The organism is Flavivirga amylovorans (genome assembly GCF_030540875.1).
Lineage (GTDB): Bacteria > Bacteroidota > Bacteroidia > Flavobacteriales > Flavobacteriaceae > Flavivirga > Flavivirga amylovorans.
Window position 1 is genome coordinate 24537 of the sequence record NZ_JAUOEM010000007.1, and the last position, 24015, is coordinate 48551.

At 32.0% G+C, this 24015-nt stretch carries 15 protein-coding genes; 5 read left to right on the plus strand and 10 right to left on the minus strand.

Annotated features, from left to right (window positions below; all coding sequences use genetic code 11):
- Positions 1-19: 19 nt before the first annotated feature.
- The 9 genes from Q4Q39_RS17720 to Q4Q39_RS17760 all read right to left on the minus strand — a co-directional run bounded on the left by Q4Q39_RS17720 (position 20) and on the right by Q4Q39_RS17760 (position 17196).
- The gene (locus Q4Q39_RS17720) at positions 20-2785 is read right to left on the minus strand and encodes a helix-turn-helix and ligand-binding sensor domain-containing protein (protein WP_303283907.1); all 2766 of its coding nucleotides are present in this window, start codon (positions 2783-2785) and stop codon (positions 20-22) included.
- 225 nt (positions 2786-3010) lie between these two features.
- The gene (locus tag Q4Q39_RS17725) at positions 3011-6577 is read right to left on the minus strand and encodes a T9SS type A sorting domain-containing protein (protein ID WP_303283908.1); all 3567 of its coding nucleotides are present in this window, start codon (positions 6575-6577) and stop codon (positions 3011-3013) included.
- Positions 6578-6971: 394 nt separating this feature from the next.
- The gene (locus tag Q4Q39_RS17730) at positions 6972-8603 is read right to left on the minus strand and encodes a leucine-rich repeat domain-containing protein (RefSeq protein WP_303284051.1); all 1632 of its coding nucleotides are present in this window, start codon (positions 8601-8603) and stop codon (positions 6972-6974) included.
- 219 nt (positions 8604-8822) lie between these two features.
- Positions 8823-9497, minus strand: coding sequence for a head GIN domain-containing protein (locus tag Q4Q39_RS17735; protein ID WP_303283909.1), 675 nt, complete (start codon positions 9495-9497; stop codon positions 8823-8825).
- A gap of 277 nt (positions 9498-9774) precedes the next feature.
- Positions 9775-10074 (minus strand): heavy metal-binding domain-containing protein, encoded by a 300-nt coding sequence (locus tag Q4Q39_RS17740; protein WP_303283910.1) that lies wholly within the window; start codon positions 10072-10074, stop codon positions 9775-9777.
- A gap of 38 nt (positions 10075-10112) precedes the next feature.
- Positions 10113-12362, minus strand: coding sequence for a ribonuclease R family protein (locus Q4Q39_RS17745; protein ID WP_303283911.1), 2250 nt, complete (start codon positions 12360-12362; stop codon positions 10113-10115).
- A gap of 452 nt (positions 12363-12814) precedes the next feature.
- Positions 12815-14287, minus strand: a complete 1473-nt coding sequence (locus Q4Q39_RS17750; protein ID WP_303283912.1) for a T9SS type A sorting domain-containing protein — start codon at positions 14285-14287, stop codon at positions 12815-12817.
- A gap of 25 nt (positions 14288-14312) precedes the next feature.
- Positions 14313-15761 carry a T9SS type A sorting domain-containing protein gene (locus Q4Q39_RS17755; protein ID WP_303283913.1) on the minus strand — a complete coding sequence of 483 codons (1449 nt, stop codon included), beginning with the start codon at positions 15759-15761 and terminating at the stop codon, positions 14313-14315.
- A gap of 280 nt (positions 15762-16041) precedes the next feature.
- Positions 16042-17196 (minus strand): DNA polymerase III subunit, encoded by a 1155-nt coding sequence (locus Q4Q39_RS17760; RefSeq protein ID WP_303283914.1) that lies wholly within the window; start codon positions 17194-17196, stop codon positions 16042-16044.
- Between the two features lie 298 nt (positions 17197-17494).
- Between Q4Q39_RS17760 and Q4Q39_RS17765 the strand changes: the two genes are divergently transcribed.
- The 4 genes from Q4Q39_RS17765 to Q4Q39_RS17780 all read left to right on the plus strand — a co-directional run bounded on the left by Q4Q39_RS17765 (position 17495) and on the right by Q4Q39_RS17780 (position 22772).
- Positions 17495-18550, plus strand: coding sequence for a DUF2652 domain-containing protein (locus Q4Q39_RS17765; protein ID WP_303283915.1), 1056 nt, complete (start codon positions 17495-17497; stop codon positions 18548-18550).
- Positions 18551-18921: 371 nt separating this feature from the next.
- A complete protein-coding gene (locus Q4Q39_RS17770) occupies positions 18922-20109 on the plus strand; it encodes a phosphoglycerate kinase (RefSeq protein WP_303283916.1) in 1188 nt (395 codons plus the stop codon).
- Positions 20110-20189: 80 nt separating this feature from the next.
- Positions 20190-21743, plus strand: a complete 1554-nt coding sequence (locus Q4Q39_RS17775; protein ID WP_303283917.1) for a lytic transglycosylase domain-containing protein — start codon at positions 20190-20192, stop codon at positions 21741-21743.
- Between the two features lie 24 nt (positions 21744-21767).
- On the plus strand, positions 21768-22772 hold the full coding sequence (locus tag Q4Q39_RS17780; RefSeq protein WP_303283918.1) for a DUF4837 family protein: 1005 nt from the start codon (positions 21768-21770) through the stop codon (positions 22770-22772).
- Positions 22773-22843: 71 nt separating this feature from the next.
- Here Q4Q39_RS17780 and tatA read toward each other — a convergent pair whose 3' ends face one another.
- Positions 22844-23032, minus strand: coding sequence for a twin-arginine translocase TatA/TatE family subunit (gene tatA / locus Q4Q39_RS17785; protein ID WP_303283919.1), 189 nt, complete (start codon positions 23030-23032; stop codon positions 22844-22846).
- 116 nt (positions 23033-23148) lie between these two features.
- Here tatA and Q4Q39_RS17790 point away from each other — a divergent pair, with 116 nt between their 5' ends.
- Positions 23149-24015 carry a M23 family metallopeptidase gene (locus Q4Q39_RS17790; RefSeq protein WP_303283920.1) on the plus strand — a complete coding sequence of 289 codons (867 nt, stop codon included), beginning with the start codon at positions 23149-23151 and terminating at the stop codon, positions 24013-24015.

Below are 24015 nucleotides of genomic sequence, written 5' to 3' on the forward strand. Positions count from 1 at the left end.
AAAGGTGTGTGTTGTGTTTTTAAATTTCTAGAATATAGTCTGTTAAGCTAGATTCATGCTGTAAATTCATCTTTTTCCTTAATCTGTATCGTTTTACTTCAACGCTTCTTGGCGAGATATTGAGTAGCGGAGCTATTTCTTTTGAGGATAAGTTTAACCTAAGATATGTACATAATCTTAAATCGTTAGAAGTAAGCGAAGGGTGTTCCTGTTTGATCTTTTTTAGAAAATCTTTATCTGCATTATTAAAAGCTTCTTCGAAGACATTCCAGTCATCTGTATTATTTATATTTCTGTCAATTATTTTAATGACATGTTTTACATTTTTAATGTCATTAACATTTTGTAATTCCTTTTTTAAACTATTCAAGAACTCATTCTTTTTAATTAAGCTCATTGTTGAAATACCCAGTTCACGATTTTTATTGTCTATATCTTGTCTTAATTTTTCATTATTAAAACTCATGAGTTGTTGTCTATTTGCAAGCTCCTTTAGTTCTAGTTCCCGTTTGGTTTTTTGTAGTAATGCTTCTCTTTGTTTTCTGTAATAACGTTTGTAAATATGGTGCATCATTAATGAAAACAATAAAACAAAAATGACATATGCTGCTATCATTATATTAGAAAGATACCATGGCCTTTCTATATTGAAACGATAGGAAGCTATATTTTTAGTAAGGGCATTACCGACCCTTGCTCTTACATTAAATGTATAATTGCCAAAAGGTAAATTTTCGAATAATGTATTAGGTTTGGAGGACCAATTACTCCAGTTTGGATACATCCCTTCTAACTGATATTGATACTTTGTATCGAGATATTTATCAAATTCTGCAACACTAAACGAGAACTCTATATTGTTGTCCTTATTTTCAAAATTTCCGTTAATATTTTTATTTACGGTTTCCCAAGTATTGGAGATACTGTGTTTGGTGATCGAATTAATTGAAATCTCATAAGGCATATTAGATATTTTGTCTAGGTCTAAAACAACAAAACCTGTTGAGGTTCCTATTAAATACTTCTGGTTATATAGGAAGGATATGTTTTCGTAACCTGTTAAGCCCCGAGGCAATGATTTGGAAAAAGGGATTCTGTTAACCTTTAGGGCATTACTTAATTTACTCGGAGAGATATAATTAAGATTACTTCTAGAAAAGCTCCATAAAGTATTTGTTTCTTTGTTAAATTCTAGCCTCCCTGAAGTATAATCTTCTTTTGAGAAAAGTGTACTTAAAACAGTATCTTTTAAAAATTTATTAATTTCGGAATGATACTCTAAAACACCTTCTTTATAAATATATAATAGTTTATTATTGTATTTAGTAATACTGGAGTTTAGTTCTTTTCCAAGATCTGGATCTTTTATAATGTTTAGAGCTTTTGTGAAATTTTTGTCTACATCAATTTTAAAAACACCTTTATATTCGTGGCTTACAAAAATTTGATTATTGTAAAGCTCAAAGAATTTACTTGATAGGTCAAAACCGTCTATCTTATTTTTAAATACCCATTTGTTATTGATTTTCTGAAGGATGTACAAACCATCATAATTACCTTGTAATAGTAAGTCTGTTTTGTCAATTGATTTTATATCCCAGGTACCTTGTTGTATACCTTTAATTTTTTCAGCTATGTTGTTATTTATAACAGAGGTCCCTGTGTCGTGTCCACAAAACAATGTATTATCTATTATAGTTAAACTCCAAACAGCTTCTTGAACCCCTTCAACTCCTTTGAAATTTTCTTGTGCCTCCAAAGACTTATAAAATAATCCCTGATTGGTACCTAAATATAAATTACCGTTAAAAACGGAAGTCGTGTATATAGTTCCTATTTTCCCTTTTTCATCGGGATAAATTCTAAATGGAGACTTAATGTTTATACAATTAATACCATTTTCTAAGGCTAACCAGATATTGTTTTCTACGTCTTCAAAAACCCCATGCACGGTATTATTACTTAGTCCATGAAATGTGTTGATATTATAATCAATGGTACCATCTGGAGTTAGATGTAAAATACCATTAGATCTGGTTCCTAATATAAAACTATTGTCTTTTAACTGAATGCTACGAAATACACTAACCTCTGATAGTTTTTTGTTTGCAGAGATATCCCATTTAGAAAGGTTTTCATCATTTAAAATATAAAACCCGTTATTCTCAGTCGCTATTAAAAGGTGCCCATTTTTATTAAAAATATTAACGAGTCTATTTTCTTTAAGAATTATATTATCAGAAACGAGTTTTGATTTGCCGTTCTCTATCTTGTAGATGCCGTCCTTCGTTTTTTGATAGTATATGGTTTTATCAACTTTGAATATTTTGTAAATAATAGTTTCAGAATCGATGATACTATAAGAAGCATCTGTTTTATTGTAAATATAAATTCTCTTTAAAGATTGAAATAATATGTAGTCATCTACACTTATAATGTTCCAGAATTCTTCATCTTCTAAAAAGTCTACTTTTAATTTTTCAGATAGCGATGTATAATATAGCTGCCCCAATTCGTTTCGTTGCCAATATCCAAACTCTCTATTACTGCCTGTATATATTAAATTATCAATAACGTTAACAGATCGAATAATAGTTTCATTAGGGGACACATATAATTGCCAATTTGCTCCATTAAATTCAAGGAGTCCTTTATTATTGGCTACATAAATGTAATTTTCTTTAGATTGAGAAATGGACCAATTTTGAGTTTCGGCACCATAATCTTTTGGTGAAAAAATTTCAATAGGAGGGTGTTCTTGTGCATATAAGAAGTTTGATGCCAAGAAAAATAAATTGAAAAGCAAAAAATAGAATCGTCTCAAAAATATTATTTGTTGTACTACTAAGATAGTAAAAATAAGGCTTGTAAGAGGTGTTGTATGGTTTTTGTATGGGTGATAAAAAATATATTAACAAGAAACCCGCTACAGGAGCGGGTTTTAAGGATTTTATGTTTTGTAAGACAACCTCTACATTTTTTTGTGCTAGTATAGAGGTGTTTTATATTATTATTTCTTTACTAATCGTGTTCTTATAACTTTATTATTGGTAGATAAAACGACTACATAAACTCCAGAACTAAGATTATCTAATACTACTTGAGTATTATGATTTGTTAAGGATTGAGATAGGACTACATTACCAACAAGGTCATAAAAAACTAAACTTGCATTTGTTTTTAAATCAGTAGACAGTGGAACTTCTACATTAAAAACATGTCCAGCAGGATTAGGATATAACTTGAATCCTTCCTCATCTATGGTGTTTTCTTCTACAATACTTTCGGCATTGATAGCTTTCGTATCAGCAACTTTAGATGTTGAAGGCTTAGGAGTAATAATAATTCTGGTAGCAACCCAATTTATATCGGTTCCACCTCCGTCTGAAAACTCTATAGATAGCTTACCATCATTTACGGTAACGTCAAAATTTCTATTAAAAAACGTATTGCCTGGTGTTGTATCTATATTGGTTAGTTTTGTAATGCCTTCGGCTTTCACAATAATATCATCATGTGAATTTGTAGCATCTCCAAAGGTAATTAAGACATTGTACTCGCCATTTAAAACATCTGCTTCGAATGTTCTTGGTTGACTGGAAAAGACAAAATCTCTATTCAAGTTATTAACCCCTCCAGAAGTTCCACGATCTCTTGAATCTAAATTTGATGCATTAGTCCATCCATAGGCTCCTGTGGTAGACTGAGATACTCTATTGTAGCCTGTAAATACTGCAGATGTTGGTGTTCCTAAATCGAATAGAAGTGGAGATTGCGTTTGCGTTTCTATTGGTTTAATAATCATTCTTGTTAGCACCCAATTTGGGTCGCTTCCGCCTCCATCTGAAAATTCTACAGATAACAGACCATCATTTACAGCAACTTCAAAAATTCTATTAAAGAACGTATTACCTGTTGTAGTATTTACATTCGTGAGCTTTGTAACGCCTTCTGCTTTTACAATAATGTTGTTATGAACAGAAGTTGCATCTCCAAATGTGATTAAAACTTCATAACTTCCATTTGGAACTTTAACTTCAAAAGTTCTGGGTGAACTTCCATAAACAAGGTCTCTATTTAAATGATTTACACCTCCGGAAGTCCCACGATCTGTAGCATTTACACCATTGGTATTAGTCCAACCGTATAATCCCCCTGTAGTTTCGTTAGAAACTCTTTGATAACCGCTAAATACAGTTGAAGTTGTTGTTCCGAAATCAAAAAAGAAACTGGTCTCATTAAATACACCGGCACAAGGCGTCATGGAATAAAGTAGTTGACCAGTGTTATAATACAATCTATCATTAATAGTTGCCGGATTATATGGATCGCTTGTATATGATGCTAAGCCTTCAAAATGCTGTTTAACCATTCGACGATAATCGTTTTTGTTTGGAACGGCACATCGATACGAATCTGAATATAATCCGATACTCTCAAAAGGAATGTTAGGAGCATAACTGGGTCTAGGTTCTTTAAACTTAAAGTTCATATCGTTTGGGTTTTCAAAGATACTCAAGTTAATCGCTTGACTTCTTTGAACTGCTGCATTCGTATCTCCTCCTAATTCAACATCTTTGTCATTACTCCAAAACATATTGTCATAATACCTGCATTGATATCCATTCATCTGATTGTTATCTGAATAAGCTTTCATTGAATAATTAAAGAATGGATACCTATCCTTCCAAAACTGTTCAATTCTACTATACCAGTTTGTTTCATTCAATCCGGATTGCCATCCTGAAACCCCAATTTTCTGTAGCATTCTCCCGATATAATTTTCTTTATTTGAAGAAGTCGGTGATTTGCCATTGGTACTATTTATATACTCTATAGAGCTGTTGTACCTTGAAGAACCTCCTTTACCTTGACGAATTCCTCTGTTACCATCCATTATAACATTAAATTGTACAGTATGCCCAGCACCTCCATTCATTTTCAAAACTTCCCATCCTCCTTTATAAGTCACATTTTCTCGCATTTGATCTCCTCCATCAAAATCATCTGAGAAAATAGATGCACGTCCTAATAATGTTGGAATAGACATGATGTGGTGAATAAAATTATGTCTTAGCATATTTCCATAACTCATAATATCTCCTCCAGAATATATGGCACCTCCATCTCCTTCTTCAATACCTACATTGAAAACCTCATTACGTTCTATTATATGGTCTATACCTCCATAAGTAATGGGTTGAATATTTTCATTATGAACCAAGTTATTTTTAAAAATATTTCTAACGCCCTGAATTCCAGCTGCTTTTCCGTTAAAGTCTTTTGAGTAAATTTGAGTAAAATGGCAGTTTTCAATTCTATTGTTACCAGTTACTATGGTTCCATCTGAGGAAAAAGATCCGCCATACAATCTTGTACAGTTAGGAATGTCAAAGAAATCACAACTTTTAGCTGTAGAATTAGATACATCATGTAAAAAGTTAAGAGCCAATATAGGAGCTGAAATGTATCTAAATGTAACGCCTCCTACAAAGAAGTTATCTCCAGATTTGAAATTCAAAGCTGCATCTCCATTAACACCTGCTCCCAATCCCTGAATCGTCATTTTTTCAAAATGGATATAGCTTCCACCATTAACTTCCACCATTTGAGGACCAGCCCATACGCCTATTGTTGACTCATTTGTTATTGTAGACAATGGCCATATGTATAGTTTATTATTAGACTCATCAAAATACCACTCTCCAGGTTCATCTAATTCACATAATAAGTGAGATACAAAAAAGCGATTTGGACCCGGTCTGTTTTTTATACCATAACGCGATCCATCACGTAAGTGGATCTCACCGGAATTACTAACACTATTAATTGCTAATGTTCCTTTAAACCAATCTGCAGAAACGTACCCTCGTATAAAAGCACTTCCTGTTCGATTTAACTCTGCATTCCATTTGGATGCATTAAATGAAAAAGCATTGTCCATCTTAAATTTTGCTCCTAAAGGGTTACTTGCTGTTCCTTTAGCCGATTGTTGCCCTGATGGAGGTGCCGATTCTGTTGAATTATTGATCGTATTGTCATTAATAGCAGAAAAACCAATGTTTGGATATCTTGATGGTGTCATCATTTTATCATCCATGGACATCTGAGCCGTTTGAGATTTTTTTATAACATTAATGACCGTTTGATCGGTTAGTGTCTGCACATATACATTTCCTGGTGCTGTAGCATGTAGTATACCATTATCCCCTGATGGAACCAGCTCAAAAGCGCTATTGTCTATAAGAATGGTACCATCAAAAATAACTTTTTCATTTTGATACCCTGTGTACACTACTGGGCTTCCTGAAGTTCCTGAATCCTGACTCCCAAAAGTAGTTACTGTTGTTACAGGATATCTCCCTGCTCTAAAATTAACGGTAACACCACCAGAAGAAACGCCTATACTACGAATTTTGTCTCGTGCGCCTTTTAAAGTTCTTAAAGGGGAATTTATTGTTCCCGAATTTGAATCGTTTCCTGTAGGAGAAACATAAAGATTTGTCTGCCCGTGCATGTCTGGGGGTAATAAGCTGATAGATAATACCAACAGAAATAATTTTAATGATTGTTTCATAAATTAATTTGTTTGTTATTAGGTTAATCAAATAGCTCCCACAGCGGTTTTAATTTTTATTACTCTTAAATTTACACGTAAAAAAACACTTAATAGGTGAGAGATATTTCTTTTTTGTAGGATGTTTTGTTCAAAATGAGGGTGGCACCTCTTTTTTGGTTTATGAAGTAATCAAAAGTGTGTTATTAAAAATTTAATGAGCTCTTTTTTTTGCTAAAAAAGGAACAAATTAAGGAGTAAGAAATCCAAAAGAATTTCGGCAAGTAATTAATTCTGTATAAGATTAATTGTAGGATATTTTGTTGTGTGTTTGTACTTTATTTGTATCTGTTTTTTGTGCAATGTATTTGAATCCATATGAGTTCATATTATACAATTTGTTAACAAATGTTTTTTAATCAAACCTTAAATTACACCTAAAAGTTTCAGCTGACTCTTTTTGTTTTTCAGAAAATGGATTTCCGTCTAAATAGACATACATTTTATCACTGTAATTTTTTATATCCTTGGGAAAAGAAGAAAGCATATTTCTATTTAATTTGATGATTATCAGGTGTTCCATTTTTGAAAAATAATCAGGAAACTCATTAATATTATTATTATCAAGCCTCAAAGTTTCCAAGTTATTTAGTTCAATAAAAGATTTGGGAAGCTTTTTAATTTCATTATTGTTTAATTCGAGACTTTTTAATTCTTTTAATTTACAAATAGATTCGGGTAGTTCGGTAATTTTATTATTGTCTAATTTTAAGACTGTTAATTTCCTTAAATTCCCGATATAAATACCAATATTTGGAATTTTATTATTTTCTACATTCAGCATATTTAGATTCATGTTGAATTCAATATTTGGGAATTTTTCTATCTTATTATTTGAAAGAGAGAGCCACTCCAGGTTTTTGTTCTTACTTAAGGCTCCTCCAATATCAGTCAATAAATTATTATCTAAAGTTATACCTCGTAAATTGATTAATTTTCCAAGGCTACCAGGAAGTGTCGTTAATTGATTTCCTGATATATTTAAGTACTTTAGACTAGTCATATTACTTATGTCTTCAGGAAGTTTTTTTATTTCATTGAAATTTAGATTTAATACTTCTAAAGATTTTAAATTTTTACAATCCAAAGGAAATTCAGTGAGCTTATTTTTATCAATTGTAAAACTGTTTAACAAACTTAAATTACATAATTGATTAGGTATTTTTATTATATTATTCTCATCTAGAGACAGTTCTTTTAATTTTACAAGGTTACCAATGGAATTTGGAAGTTCTATTAAATTATTTTGGCTTATACTTAGAAATTTTAGGTTGCTTAACTTGCCTATAGAATTAGGGATTTGAGAAATTTTATTTTTACTAATATGAAGATTTGATAACTTTTTAAGTTCTCCTATTTCTTTTGGGAGTTCTCTTAGTTGATTATTTTTAATCCAGAGGTGTGTTAACTTAGTTAAGTTACCGATAGAAGTTGGCAAAATTGTTAAATGGTTTGCTGAAAGATCTAATTCTTTAAGTTTAGTTAATTTCCCAACATTATCAGGAAGTTTTTTTAGGTTATTGGATGAAGCATGTAATATTTCTAGAGCTACCAAATTCCCTAAGCTTTCGGGCAATATTTCAAGATTATTTTTAGAAATAGTCAAAGACTTTAGCCTTTTTAAATTACCTATAGATTCAGGTAACTCTACAAAGTTGTTTTCAGATAGATCTAGAGATTCTAATTGTGTTAGTTCTCCAATAAAATCTGGAAGTTTATCTGCGTTATAATTTGTTAATTGTAACGTCTTTAAGTTTTTTAACGTCTTAATAGAATTTGGTATTTCTGTTTTTTCTTCACCGTATAACTGAAGAGATGTAACGTTTTCTTTATATTTCAAGGCTTCCTCTAGAGAATAAAAACTAGAAGGTATAGGTTCTTTTTTTAAGGAGCCTTTATAATCTACATCAGTAATAATTGTTTCCTGACAAAGTAATAGCGTATTTGGCGTTAAAAGCAAAATTATTACAAAGTATATGTATTTCATTTTATGCAATATTTATTAATGAATAAAGGCTCTTTTGGGCACCTATATCTCTTTAAGGACTTTAAGATAAACATGCTTTATAGTATATAATAGGCACCAAATATGAGTATATATTCTCTGCTTAATAATGAATATATTCAGAAATACGTATTATTAAGCAGAAAATTAAATGAGTTTATAATTTTTGGAAAAGAAGGTTTTTTTTAAACAAATAAGACCTTAATCCATACGTTTTATTCTACCGCCAAGTGCTCTGCTTTCGTCTACACGCTCTGGCTTGCCATAAATGAATATATCACCACCAGCTCTTATTTTTGCATTTACTAAGGTTTTTGCGCGAACATATGCTTTTCCAGCAATTCTTATGGAAACATCTGTAAATTCTGTTTTAAGATCTTCACCATCATAAATACCTCCTGTGTAAATGGATATGTCCTGGTGTTTTGCACTTCCTGTAGTTTCAATAGTAGCGCCTGTAACCGATCTAATGTTAGCATATTTTACATCCAAATTTACTATTATTTTTCCACCTTCTTGTGCGTTTAAATCTATTTCAAATTGTTCAATAGTCTCTTTAGAAGTGACTTTTGCACCTTCGTTAACATCAATAACATCTAATGCTGTATAGTATAATTGCACCTTTGTTTTGTTGCCATCGAAAGCTTCTTCAAGTTTCATTTTGATTTTGAGTGTTCCGTTTTTATTATTTACGAGAACATCTTTATTGTTTTTTCCTGTAATAACGATTCTATCATTATCAGATTTAATGAGTTCTAGATCTATTAGATCATATACTTTTAAATGTGTAAATTCTCCAATTGATTTTTCTATTGGTTTTTGAGCTACAACTATTGTAGAAACTAAAATGGTTAATATTACTATTAGACGTTTCATGTATGAATTTTTTTTATTTAAACGTAAAGTTATCAATAATTATTCCTTTTTTAAAAAATAAAAGAATTTTTGAAACGAACTACTCTTGAGACAGAATCACAGAGCTATTTCGCTTATTTCATTTTATCCTTCGGAGGCAAAAGTCAAAATTCTTGTATTTAGATTCCCATTTTTACTGAAACAAGTTCAGCACAGACACGGGAATGACAATTTCAACGTAAACCATACCTTTGCAGACAGGTAGGTTCGATGCAGATCGTCGGAGAATTTTTTTCGATTAAATAATTTTTACTGCTGTTCCTGTAATGGATACTATAATTAAGCCTGACGTTGGGTTTGCTTCTACGTCAATACTAATGCCAACAACAGCGTTGGCCTTTAAATTTATAGCATTACTCTTAAGTTTTTGAAAGGCTTCTTCTTTACACTCACCAACTTTTTTCTCATAAGATTGATAGTACTTATTCATACTAAAAGAAAAAGTTGCTTTGGGCATACTTACATTTATACCAGTAACAATACCTAAATAGTCTTGTATTGTGTGTCCTTCTATCGAATTTGTTGTCGTTAAAACCATGATTTATTTTATTATTAGTTGAATGGTCTTAATAATTGTTACAAAAAAATAACGTCATTTTTGCCTACTAAATTAAAGTCAAGATGCTTTTTAACCAGATCTGTATTTTTAACTTTTACAAGAACTTCATCTCCAAGTTGATACATTGTTTTGGTGTTTCTGCCAACCATAGCGTACTGGTCTTGGTCGAATGCGTAATGATCATCTTTCATATCTCGAACACTTACCATACCTTCACATTTATTAGAAATAATTTCTACATAAATACCCCAGTCGGTTACACCAGAAATAACGCCTACAAATTCATCATCTTTATGGTCTTGCATAAATTTAATTTGCATGTATTTTATAGAATCTCGTTCTGCTTTAGTGGCTAGATTTTCCATAGCACTAGAATGATTGCATTTATCTTCGTAGGCTTCTTCGCTTACAGATTTACCTCCATCTAAGTAATGTTGTAATAACCGGTGTGCCATCACATCTGGATAGCGACGAATGGGTGATGTAAAATGACTGTAATAATCGAATGCTAAGCCATAATGTCCAATGTTGCGAGTGGTATACTCGGCTTTACTCATACTTCTAATGGCTAAGGTATCAACAAGGTTTTGTTCCTTTTTACCATTAACTTCTTTGAGTAAATTATTAAGTGATGCCGATGTTGTTTTTCTGTCCTTAAAATTAAGTTTGTAACCAAATTTAGATACAATACTTTGTAAGTTAGCTAATTTACTGTCGTCTGGCTCGTCGTGTACACGATAGACAAATGTCTTTTTCGGATCTTTTTTACCAATAAATTCCGATACTTTTCGGTTTGCCAATAGCATAAATTCTTCAATAAGTTTATTGGCGTCCTTACTGGTTTTAAAAAACACACCTACGGGATTACTTTCTTGATCTAAATTGAATTTTACTTCTACTTTATCAAAAGAAATGGCACCAGATCCCATACGTTTTTGTCGCATAATTTTAGCTAGTTCGTCCATTTTTAAAATGGCTTGCGCTATTTCTTTAGGCGTTTGATATTCTTTTCCTGTAAGCGATACTTCTTTTGGTATGGTATTATTAATTTCATTAATGTTGTGGATTCCTGCCTTCGCAGGAATGACAAGCCCTATATTATTTTCTATAATAGCTTGAGCTTCTTCGTAAGCATATCGTGCATCACTATAAGTTACTGTACGCCCAAACCATTCGTTTTTTATCTCACATGTATCATTCATTTGGAATACAGCAGAAAAGGTGTATTTCTCTTCATGTGGACGTAATGAACACGCTTTGTTTGATAACACCTCGGGAAGCATCGGGACTACTCTGTCTACTAGATAAACAGACGTGGCACGTTCATAAGCTTCATCATCTAAAACGGTACCTTCTTGTAAATAATGAGATACATCTGCAATATGAATACCTATCTCATACAATCCATTGTCTAAGATTTCGAAAGACAAGGCATCATCAAAATCCTTTGCGTCTTTAGGATCAATTGTAAAGGTTAAGTCTTTACGCATGTCTCTACGCTTAGAGATTTCTTCGGCCGTAATAGAAGTGTCTAGTTTATTTGCAAAATCTTCTACTTCGTGTGGAAATTCATGAGGTAATCCATACTCGGCTAAAATAGAATGGATTTCTGTATTATGGTCTCCTGGTTTACCAAGTACCTGGATCACTTTACCATAAGGTGAATCGGCTTTTTCTGGCCAGTCTTCAAGTTTTACCAATACTTTATCTCCATCTTCTGCTTTAAAGGTCTTATTAATGGGAACAAAGATATCTTTATGCATCTTTGTACTATCTGCAATTACAAAGGCGTAGTTGTTATGTAATTGAATAACGCCAACATATTCGCTTTTATCGCGTTTTATAATGTTGGTTATCTCGCCTTCTAATTTTCCTCTTTTTCTACGTTTATATACATAGAACTCTACTTCATCACCATTTAATGCTTTATTAATATTGTTGGATGCTATAAAAACATCGTCATCAAATTCGTCACAGATAATATAACCAGAACCTTTAGCAGATAAATCTAAAATACCTGTATGATATTCTGTATTAATAACGGCTTTAAATTTCCCTCGTTCTACTTGTATAATCTCTTGTTTAGCGGCAAGTTTTGCTAAGGTTTTTATAATTTGATTTCTGCTACTGGCATCGTTAACGCCAAGTTTTGCAGCAATTTGTTTATAGTTGAATGATTGGTTTCTATCTTTTTTTAAAATACTTAGAATGGTATTTGTTAGGTTGGAAATTCCTTTTTTCGATTTCCTTTTTTTCTTTCTTGTCATTTATAATTTAATTCATAATCGTTCCCATAAAGTAATAGGAGTTAGTTGTTTTAAACTTAATTGAGTGGTGAAGATTTGTATTAAGTTTTGTGCAAAGTTACATTTAAAATTTTTAATCGTATTTTTTCTACGTTATGCAATAAAAAAGAAAAGGTTTCTAGAGCGTTAAAATAGCTTGTTTTATGAGAAACGTTGAGGATGTTAGGTAGAGTAGTGATAGCTCTTGGGTTAAAATCCGACAGAGATTTATTTTCAGACAAACTTGATAAAAATGTTAAGATACTTATGGAGATATAATCCCATATCTATGACACTTCTGAATGAAGATGAAATTGAAAAATAGAAATAAGGTGAATTAAACTATATGGCATTTATAGAAAATAGCAGAAAAACACAAATTACATAATTGTGTTTTTCTGCTATTTTATTATTGATCGTTATTCGTGTGATTATTATTCAATGATTAATTTCTTGGTAGCGTTACCTTTATCGGTTACAATTTGTAGATAATACATTCCTGAAGATAAGTCAGAGGTATCAATAATGCTTTTTTGAGTGGATTTTATAAACTGGCCTAACCCATTATAAATAGATATTTTTTCTAAGATTAAACCTTTGTTTAATTTAATGGTTGTTTGAAAAGTAGCTGGATTAGGAGATATACGAAACCGGGATAAAACAAAAGAGTTTGAAGATAAAACAGGTCTTAAATTGTAAACACGTACATGACCAGAATTTGTAGCATTTAAATTTTTTGGAGCTCCTATGGCTACTTTAGAACCATTGTTTGATGATAGCGATACGCTAGAACCTGAAAGATCGGCTATATCTTCACCATCAATATTAGCCCCAATCTTTATCCAATCTTTTGATGATACGTTGTATTTAAAAACCCGAACATGACCAGATGCTAGGTTGCTTTGAGGAGAGCCAATGGCTACTATGGTGCCATCTCCAGAAAGCGATACGCTAGTCCCAGATTGATTAGAAGCTGCTTCTCCATCAATATCGGAACCTAATTGTTGCCATGAATTAGATATATATTTAAAGACTCTTACGTGCCCTGATGTAACAAGAAGATCACTATTAGTAGGAGAGCCTATGGCCACTGTTAAACCATCGTCTGAGAGTGATACACTATACCCCGATTGATCTCCACGATCTTCTCCATCAATGTTATCGCCCATTTTTATCCACTCTCCAAATGATGAATTATACTCATAAACGATTACATGCCCACCGTTAAAATCATTGCGAGGAGCTCCAACAGCTATAGCAGCTCCATTACCAGAAAATGACACGCTATACCCTGCTCCATTACCAGCAGTTTCTCCATAAATATCGTCACCCAATTTTTCCCAAGTGCTTGAAGATTCATTATATTCATAAACCTGTACATAGCTTATATTAACAGCACTAAAATTAGTTGCTCCAACAACAACTTTAGAACCGTCATTGGAAAGCGATACACTATGCCCAAATAAATTACCTGCTGCTTTACCTTTAATATCATTTCCTACCTTTTCCCAAGTGTCTAATAATTCATTGTATTTATAAATTTGTACTTGACCAAAATCAATACCACTTACTCCATTATTGTAGGGTGATCCTATAGCTACTATAGAGCCATCATTGGAAAGGGATATACTATAACCGAATTGATCTTCGAGCTCCTGACCTTCAATTTTATCCCCTATCTGTGTCCAACCAGAGGGTGCATTCTCATAAATTTTTACATGACCAGAATTATTCCCATTATCATTGCTTTTAGGAGCGCTAATAGCCATGATAGAACCATCACCCGAAAGTGACACGCTATATCCAAATTGATCGTCATCGGCTTCGCCATCAATATCATTATCTATTTGTATTTGACTTATACTAAGCAAGGGAATAAAGAAAACTAAGAATAGATTTTTTTTCATAATGTTTAAGGGGTTAAAGTGATTATTATTTAATAATTAATTTCTTGGTAGCGTTACCTTTATCGGTTACAATTTGTAGATAATACATTCCTGAAGATAAGTCAGAGGTATCAATAATGTCTTTTTTAGTGGATTTTATAAACTGACCTAAATTATTGTAGATAGATATTTTTTTTAAGATTAAACCTTTGTTTAGTTTAATGGATGTTTGAAAAGTAGCTGGATTAGGAGATATACGAAACCGGGATAAAACGAAAGAATCTGATGATAATATGGCATTTAAATCGAAAACACTTGTAGAGCCACCGTTGTTATTATTTGGTGTGCTAATAGCGACCATAGAACCATCAGCAGAAAGTGAAACACTATGACCAAACTGACGATCTGTAGTTTGACCATTTATATTGCTGCCTATTTGTTTCCAAAGGCCTGATATGTTTTTATAAATACTTACTTGACCAGAGCTATCTGCACCACCATTACCGCCAGGGACTCCAATAGCTACTATAGAACCATCTGAAGAAAGAGAGAGGCTCCAGCCTAATTTATCATCGATTGCACCGCCATCAATGCTATTACCTATTAATGACCAACCGCTCGGTAAATTCTCATAAACTCGCACTTGACCAGAATTAGCAGTATTATCTGTGGCGCCAATAGCTACTATAGAGCCATTGGAAGAAAGTGATACACTAAAACCAGATTTATCATTGCCATATTCTCCATAAATATCATCGCCTAATTGTTCCCAGTTATTAAGTGTGTTTTCATATTTATAGATCCTTACATGTCCTGATTTATCACCATTAATATTATCGTTATCGGGAGCTCCAATAGCAATAACATGACCATTAGAAGATAGTGAAATACTTGTGCCTGATTGATCACCAGCTGCTTGACCGTTAATTTCGTTGCCTATGATACTCCAAGTATTAGATTTATATTCGTAAACTCGTACATGACCCGAACGATTACCATTATCACTATTTGCTATGGCACCAATAGCAACGATATGACCCTCTTTGGAAAGCGATAGACTTGAACCCGACAAGTCATCGGCTGCTTTGCCATAAATATCGTCTCCTAGTTGACTCCAAACATTAGATTTATATTCATAAACTTTTACATAACCCGAATTATTACCATTAGCGTTATTATTATAAGGTGCACCAATAGCAAGTATAGTTCCGTCATAAGAAAGAGATACCCGATATCCGAACCAATTGCCAGCCAAACCATAAATGTCACTACCTATCTGTGTCCATATACCTGATGTGTTTTTATAAATCCGTACAAGGCCTGAAAAAGAATTATACCCTATTGTACCAATGGCCAATGTGGAGCCGTCACCAGAAAGTGACACGCTAAAACCAGATAGATCAAGGCTTGATTCACCATCAATACTACCACCTATTTGTATTTGGCTTAAACTAAAAAAAGGGATAAGGAAAATTAAAAGTAGATTTTGTTTCATGTTATTATTTTATGAGGTTTAATTAATATTGAACGATTGTAAATAATAAAACCCTCTTTATTTTCCTGCTTTTTTAATTGTGCTAAAAACTAATGGTTAGTAACGCTTTTGTTTACATACATTTAAAGCTTTTTGTTGAATGTAAACCACTAAAAAAAGAATAAGTAAAATGGTACTTGTTCTAAACTATTTATGAAGAAATTCTTTATTTGTCAAAAAAAACAATAACTAAACTAAGGTAAGTTTTCTTGTTAATGTTTTTAGGATATTTAGTGTATTGTTAAGAAGGCTTCTTATGAAGCAAGCGTGTAAGCTTAATAGATAAGTCGGTTAAAATAATTTTAGAATTACCATTGCGTTCAATATGGTAAATAGCGTCCTGAAGTTCGTCGCTAATGTCCAAAATATTATTACCATGTATAAAAGGCGCAAAATTTTCTAACTTAAATTTTGGTGTTTTTGGTTCTAAAAAAACTAAGTCGGTAGCATTATAATTTAGTAATAATGCCTGTCTAAAAAAATCTAAGCAGAAATGTAAAAATTGCTTTTGTGTTTCCCGCCCAGTTTTGGCTATATCTTCACTCCATGAAATGAGATCATGTATGGCTGCTTTATTCCCTTTGGCTTTAAAAGCACTTCGAATCCAGAAAATAAACCATTCTTCAAATTGTAAATCTTCAGAATCCTGATAAACTAAATCACAAGCTTTATTGTAATTTCCATTAGATTGATGTGCAATTTTAGTTGCAACAGATATATCTAAACTATAACTTTTAACTAAAGCATCTTTTATTACATCTTCAGCCAAAGGCGGAAAATGTAAAATTTGACAGCGTGACCTAATCGTATTAATTATTTGTTCCTCATCTTCAGCAATAAGAATAAAGATGGTTTTATTTGGAGGCTCTTCAATAAGCTTTAAAAGTTTGTTGGCACAAGCAGTGTTCATTTTTTCTGCCATCCATATAAGCATGACTTTATAACCGCCCTCGTAAGATTTTAAAGTTAAAGATTTTACAATTTCATGGGCTTCGTCTACACCTATTTGTCCTTGCTTATTGTCAACACCAAGTAACTTATACCAATCAAAAAGATTTCCATAAGGTTGTTCTTTTAATAACTGACGCCACTCTTCAAGATAAATACTGGAAACCGGATGACTTTTTGCCTTGTCGCTGGTAGTTACCGGAAAAGCAAAATGCAAATCAGGGTGCGATAAATTTTTAAACTTTAAATTACAAGCTTCATTTCCGGTGGTGTTTTTTCCACCCGTATTCGAACATAAAATATACTGGGCATAAGCCAATGCCATTGGTAGAGTGCCACAGCCTTCATTTCCAACAAATAATTGTGCATGAGGAATTCTACCATTATCAACACTTTGTGTTAAATGATTTTTAATATGATCCTGACCTAAAACATCCTCAAAAAGCATAAAACAAACCTACACATTTTTTATTAGATGTTAAAGCATAGAAACGATAAGTAAAGTGAATAATCTTACTATTTTTATAAATGATTTTTTATACCGTAAGAATACTTATGGGTATTTAACATAATGTTGTAATAAACACAAAATAAATCGACTTATTTTTATATATTCAATGAAGTGTTTTATTCGCTGCATAGCAATCGTTACAGAGTAATAAAAAGACAAAATATGAGGATAAAAGAATATTTTGTAGCCAATTATAAAAAGTTTAAAGCACTTCAATAAACTCAGATTAATTAAAATGACTCAAAACGCTATTCTTTTTATCCCTGATATTTCAGGGTTTACAGAATTTGTACATCATACAAATATTAGTCATAGCAGACATATCGTTTCCGAACTATTAGAATTGTTGATTGATACAAATACAATAGGCTTAGAATTAGCTGAAATTGAAGGTGATGCCTTGTTTATGTATAGGCTTGATAATCAAGTTGATATTTTAGCTATCGAGAAACAGATTGAAGCCATGTATTTAGCGTTTCATACGCATATTAAACGATATGAATATCAGCGGATTTGTCATTGTGGAGCCTGTTCTTCTGCTTATAATTTAAAGATTAAGTTTGTGGTTCATTATGGGGAGATTGAATTTATAGAAGTTAAGGATTATAAAAAACCATATGGAAGCCATGTGATACAAATCCATCGTTTGCTTAAAAATGACGTACCTCTAAAAGAATATGCTATTTTTACTGAAAGTGTTCGAGCTGTGAATGAAGCGAATAAGCTAATTGCAGACTATGATTTTGGTTCTATTACTTTTACATATAATCCGTTATCGCATTTAAAAGAAAAGCTTCCTGAAATTGAACCCATTCCAGATGATGTTCCTAAGCATAAGTTATTCGATGAAACTCAATTGATAAAACTTCCCGCTTTAGAACTTTATGAGGTGATTAGTAATTTTGATTATAGACTGCTTTGGACAAAGGGAGTTGATAAATTAGAATATGATAAAAATAAAGTGAATCGCGCAGGACAAAAACATAAATGTTTAGTAAATAAAAACGAAGAAGTAGAACAAACTACAGTTAAGAAAAAGGTTAGCAAAAACCAATTAGTCTATGGTGAATCTACAACCAATGTCCCTTTTACTAAACGAATGAATAACTATTTTATTCTGGAAGAAATAGACGGCGGTTATACAAAGCTTCGTGTAGAAGTTTTTGCAGATTTTAAACCTTTCGGAATTCTTATGAAATGGCTCATGAAAAAGAATATAAAGAAAATTATCCCAGAAAATATTAATGAGCTCATTCTACTTATAGACTCTGGATTTTCAACAAAAAAGTAAAGAATACCAATTTAACTTTGAAATTGTGCATAAGTAAATTGAATTATTTTCTGCTTAATCAAGGCGAAAAATCTAAGCATAGTCTAAACTACGGTTATATTTTTTAACAAAGAGTAGGCAAAAAAGAAACGATTTATATGTGCTATTTCAAAGTTAAATTGGTATAAAAAATCAATTTATTAATAATCTTCACAAGCTATATCGTTTTCGTGAAAAAACAGGTTTTATAGCTATTTTTAATTAGTTACATTTGTGTGTTAAATAGTTGATAAAACACAAAATAAATATGAATGAAATGTTTATGTTTAGTATTTATATAACCTTGACACAAATATGACATTTAATAATAAAAAATAATAAAAGACGAACCAATGAAAACGCTTAACGATTTTAATTTTGAAAATAAAAAAGCATTAATTCGCGTAGATTTTAATGTGCCTTTAAACGAAAACTTTGAAGTAACAGATGCCACTAGAATTGTATCTGCAAAACCAACCATAGTTAAAATTTTAGAAGATGGCGGAAGCTGTATTTTAATGTCTCATTTAGGACGCCCAAAAGGGTTTCAAGACGAGTTTTCGCTAAGCCATATTGCAGAAAAAGTTGAAGATATTTTAGGTGTTGAAGTAAAATTTGTAAAAGATTGCGTCGGAGCTGAGGTTGAAGCAGCAGCAGCAAGCTTAGAGCCAGGACAGATTTTACTACTAGAAAACCTACGTTATTATAAAGAAGAAACGGCTGGCGATAAAGACTTTGCAGAGCAGTTATCCAAATTAGGAGATATATATGTAAATGATGCCTTTGGTACAGCCCATAGAGCACACGCTTCTACAACTATAGTAGCAGAGTTTTTTCCAGAGAATAAATGTTTTGGAAGTTTATTAGCACAAGAAATAGAAAGTATTGAAAAAGTTATGAAAACTGGAGAGAAGCCAGTATTAGCAATACTGGGAGGCGCAAAAGTATCATCTAAAATCACGATTATAGAAAACATTTTAGATAAAGTAGACCATTTAATTATTGGAGGAGGTATGTCGTTTACCTTTGTTAAGGCACAAGGAGGGAAAATAGGTAACTCAATTTGCGAAGATGATAAAATGCCATTGGCTTTAGACATCTTAAAACAAGCGAAAGAGAAAAATGTACAAGTACATATTCCCGTTGATGTCATTGCTGCCGATGATTTTAGCAATGATGCCAATACGCAAACTTTAGATATAAACGAGATTCCTGATGGTTGGGAAGGTGTTGATGCAGGACCAAAATCGAGAGCGCAATTTCACGATATCGTGATGCAGTCTAAAACTATATTATGGAATGGTCCACTGGGTGTTTTTGAAATGGAAAGCTTTGCTGGCGGAACCATAGAATTAGGAAATTCTATTGCAGAAGCCACTAAAAATGGTGCATTTTCTTTAGTTGGAGGTGGTGATTCTGTTGCAGCTGTAAAACAATTTGGATTCGAAAATAAAGTGAGTTATGTAAGCACAGGAGGTGGTGCCATGCTTGAAAGCTTAGAAGGTAAAACATTACCTGGAATAGCTGCCATTTTAGAATAATATTCAATTAAGCTTTCACATTAGCTTAAAAAATACGATTTTAGCCATAGTATCGTTCAATAATTACCTGAATAGATTTTATGGCTTTTCGTTTTTTTATAGTTATTATACTTTTAAATATTGGAACTTGTTATCCACAAGTTAAAGATTCTGTGTCTTCACAAAAAGAACAAATTAAAGACTCTTTAATTGATGGGAAACCACATACCATTAAACTTATTAAAGCCGTTTTAGATAGTACTTCAATAAAGAAACTTGAAGACAATGAATTTGCTGCGAAATTAGATGAAAAATGGTTCGAAGAATTATATAGTAATACACTATTTGATACCATATATAAATCTGTTACAGAATTAACTTTTGAAGCAGTTGATTACCCCGAACTACATACCGATACGCTTAAAGCACGTTTAAAGGAATTGGATGCCAGAACACCTTTTAATGTGGCATATAATCCAGCATTAGAAAGTGTTATTAAATCATACTTAAAACACAGAAGAAAGTCTATTCAAAAACTAATAACGCTAAGTGGCTTTTATTTTCCTATGTTTGAACAAGAGCTTGATAATCATGATATTCCTTTAGAAATAAAATATTTAGCCATTGTTGAATCTGCACTAAGGCCCAGAGCTAAATCTAGAGTAGGTGCTACTGGCTTGTGGCAGTTTATGTTTAGTACTGGTAAAATGTATGGACTGGATGTAAGCAGTTATGTTGATGAGCGTAGCGACCCTATTAAATCTACAGAGGCAGCAGCTAAATATTTATCGAAACTTTATGAGATTTTTGGTGATTGGGATTTAGCCTTAGCAGCATATAATTCAGGGCCAGGAAATGTTACCAAAGCAATCAGGCGTTCAGGGGGTTATAAAAACTATTGGAATATAAGACATAATTTACCTCGTGAAACCGCAGGATACTTGCCAGCATTTTTAGCTAATATGTATATTTTTGAATATGCAAAAGAACACGGTTTTAAACAGTATAAACCAGAAACGGCACATTTTGAAACAGATACTATTAGGGTAAAACATATGATTACTCTAGATCAGGTTTCAGAAGTGACTGGTACACCAATTGAAGAGCTTCAATTTTTAAACCCATCATATAAATTAGATATTATTCCAATTATTAAAGGAGAAAATTATGTTTTAAGGTTGCCAATTGATGTTATTGGTGATTTCGTGAATAATGAAGAAAAAATTTACGAATTTGCTAAGTCAGAATTTGATAGACGTGAAAAGCCTTTACCTCAATTTTTTAATGCAACCGATAGGGTACGTTATAAAGTTAGATCTGGAGATTTTTTAGGGAAAATTTCTAGAAGATATGGCGTTAGGGTTAGTGATATTAAAAAATGGAATGGTTTAAGAAGTAATAATTTGAAAATAGGACAACGTTTAACTATTTACCCGAGGAAACCATATGTTGCACCACCAACTTCAGCAAAAACAACCACAAAAATTACCCCTATTACTGGCGATGTCATTACCTATGTTGTAGAAAATGGAGATTCATTATGGACTATCTCGCAAAAATTCCCTGGAGTTTCTATCCAAAACATTAAAGATTGGAACGGTATTAGTAGTAATAAATTAAAACCGGGAATGAAACTTAAGATATCAAAAGGTTAAATTCCGATAAAAACGAAAACCATCATGAGGCATATTATTTTTTTAGCATCATTATTATTCTTTTTTTCTTGCGGAGATAAAAAGTCATCAAATGAAAAGTTTCTTTTAGATTCTTCAGGTAGTATAAACAATGTTTCAGTAGTTATTGATAATAAACTATGGAATGGTAATGTTGGAGAAACGATAAGAACAGTACTAGCCAAGCCAATTTATGGCTTACCACAAGACGAACCTACTTTTTCTATTAGTCAAATACCCCCAGCTGTTTTTTCTGATTTTGTAACTAAAAACAGAACCATTTTAAAAGTGGAAATGAATAAGGAAGCTAGTTTTAAGGTTTTAAAAGATGTATATGCGAAACCGCAAAAGGTTATTTTAGTTTCTGGTAAAACAAAACAAGATATTATTGATTTGATCACTCAAAATGAGGAAAAAATAATGGAAACTTTTAGAAATGAAGAGATTGCAGAGAGACGACGTCAAATGAGTAAATCACCTCATAAATTCACTTCAATCAAAGAAAAATTAGGGTTGTCAATTCAATTTCCATCTATTTACGAAGTTGCTAAGGAGACTGATAATTTCTTTTGGTTTAGAAAAGATATTACAACAGGGCATTCACATTTGATGATTTACGAATTGCCTTTTGAAGCTCTTGAAAAGAGCGATAGTACAGTAATTCAGATAATTAAAATTAGAGATTCTATAGGGAAAGCTTATTTTAAAGGACGATTAGACGGAACTGTAAATGCAGATGGAGATACAGTGAGTTCTTTTATGATAACTGAAGATGCTTATGCCCCTTTTCATGGCGAAACAATTTTAGATAATAAACCAACTTTTGAAACCAAAGGTCTTTGGGAATTAACCAATGATTTTATGGGAGGTTCATTTATTAATTATACTATCGAGGATAAAGTAAATAAACGATGGGTTGGTGTTGAAGGGTTTATATTTGCGCCATCGGTTGAAAAGCGTAACTATATGTTAGAGCTTGAGGCTATTATTAAATCTGTTAAAATTGATTAAGCCAAAACAAATAATATTTTAAATAAAAAAGACCTGTACATACAGGTCTTTTTTATTTAAAAAGTAAAAGATTACTCTTTTTTATCTTCTTTTGTTTCTTCTTCTTCTTCTTTACTCGCGTCTTTAAACTCTTTAATACCACTACCTAATCCACGCATCAATTCTGGTATTTTTTTTCCACCAAATAATAACAAAACAGCAAGTACTATTAATGCTATTTGCCAAGGTCCAATCGCTAACGGTAACATATATAAGCTCATAATAATAATTTTATTAATGCAAAGTTAATAATTAATGTTTAATAATATCGTTTTAAGCATAACTTTAGCACAAAGAGAAACAAGTCTTGCAATAATTTTATTTAATTTTGTTTTTAATGGAAGAAAATAAGAAACCTAAAAAGATAAAACGAAAATTATTAGATAAGTATCGATTAGTTATACTTAATGAAAACACATTTGAAGAACGCTTGTCATTTAAGTTAACACGATTAAATGTTTTTGTTTTGAGCTCTTTAATAGCCGTTTTTTTAATAACATTCACGTATTTATTAATTGCCTATACGCCGCTTAGAGAATATATTCCGGGGTATTCGTCAACGGCTTTAAAAAAGCAAGCCACAGAATTAAATTATAAAACAGATTCTTTACAACGGGTTATTGCCATGAATGAACTGTATTATACATCGATAAAAAAAGTATTAAAAGGAGATGTAAGCGCTAGTGATTTTAATAAAGACTCTATTGTAGAAGCAGTGAGGACAGAAGCAAGCGAAGTCGATTTTGCACCTATATTAGAAGACTCAATTTTAAGAGATAAAGTAGATAAAGAAGATAAATACAATTTATTTGAGTCGGCAACATCTTCAACTAATTTTGTGTTGTTTCCACCAGCAAATGGTACTATAAGTGAACCATATAATTTAAAAGAAAAACATTACGCTGTAGATATCGTATTAGCAAAAGACACGCCTATAAAAGCAACTGCCGATGGTATTGTGATTTTTGCAGAATGGACAGTTAGCACAGGGTATGTTATTATTATAGAGCATAGCTATGGATTAATCTCTGTTTATAAGCACAATGCCGCACTAACAAAAATACAAGGTGATTTGGTTAAAGCAGGAGAAGTTATTGCTACTGCAGGAAATACAGGAGAGCTATCAACAGGGCCTCACTTACATTTTGAGTTATGGAATGATGGCTATCCTATTAATCCAACAAATTTTATAGATTTTAAATAA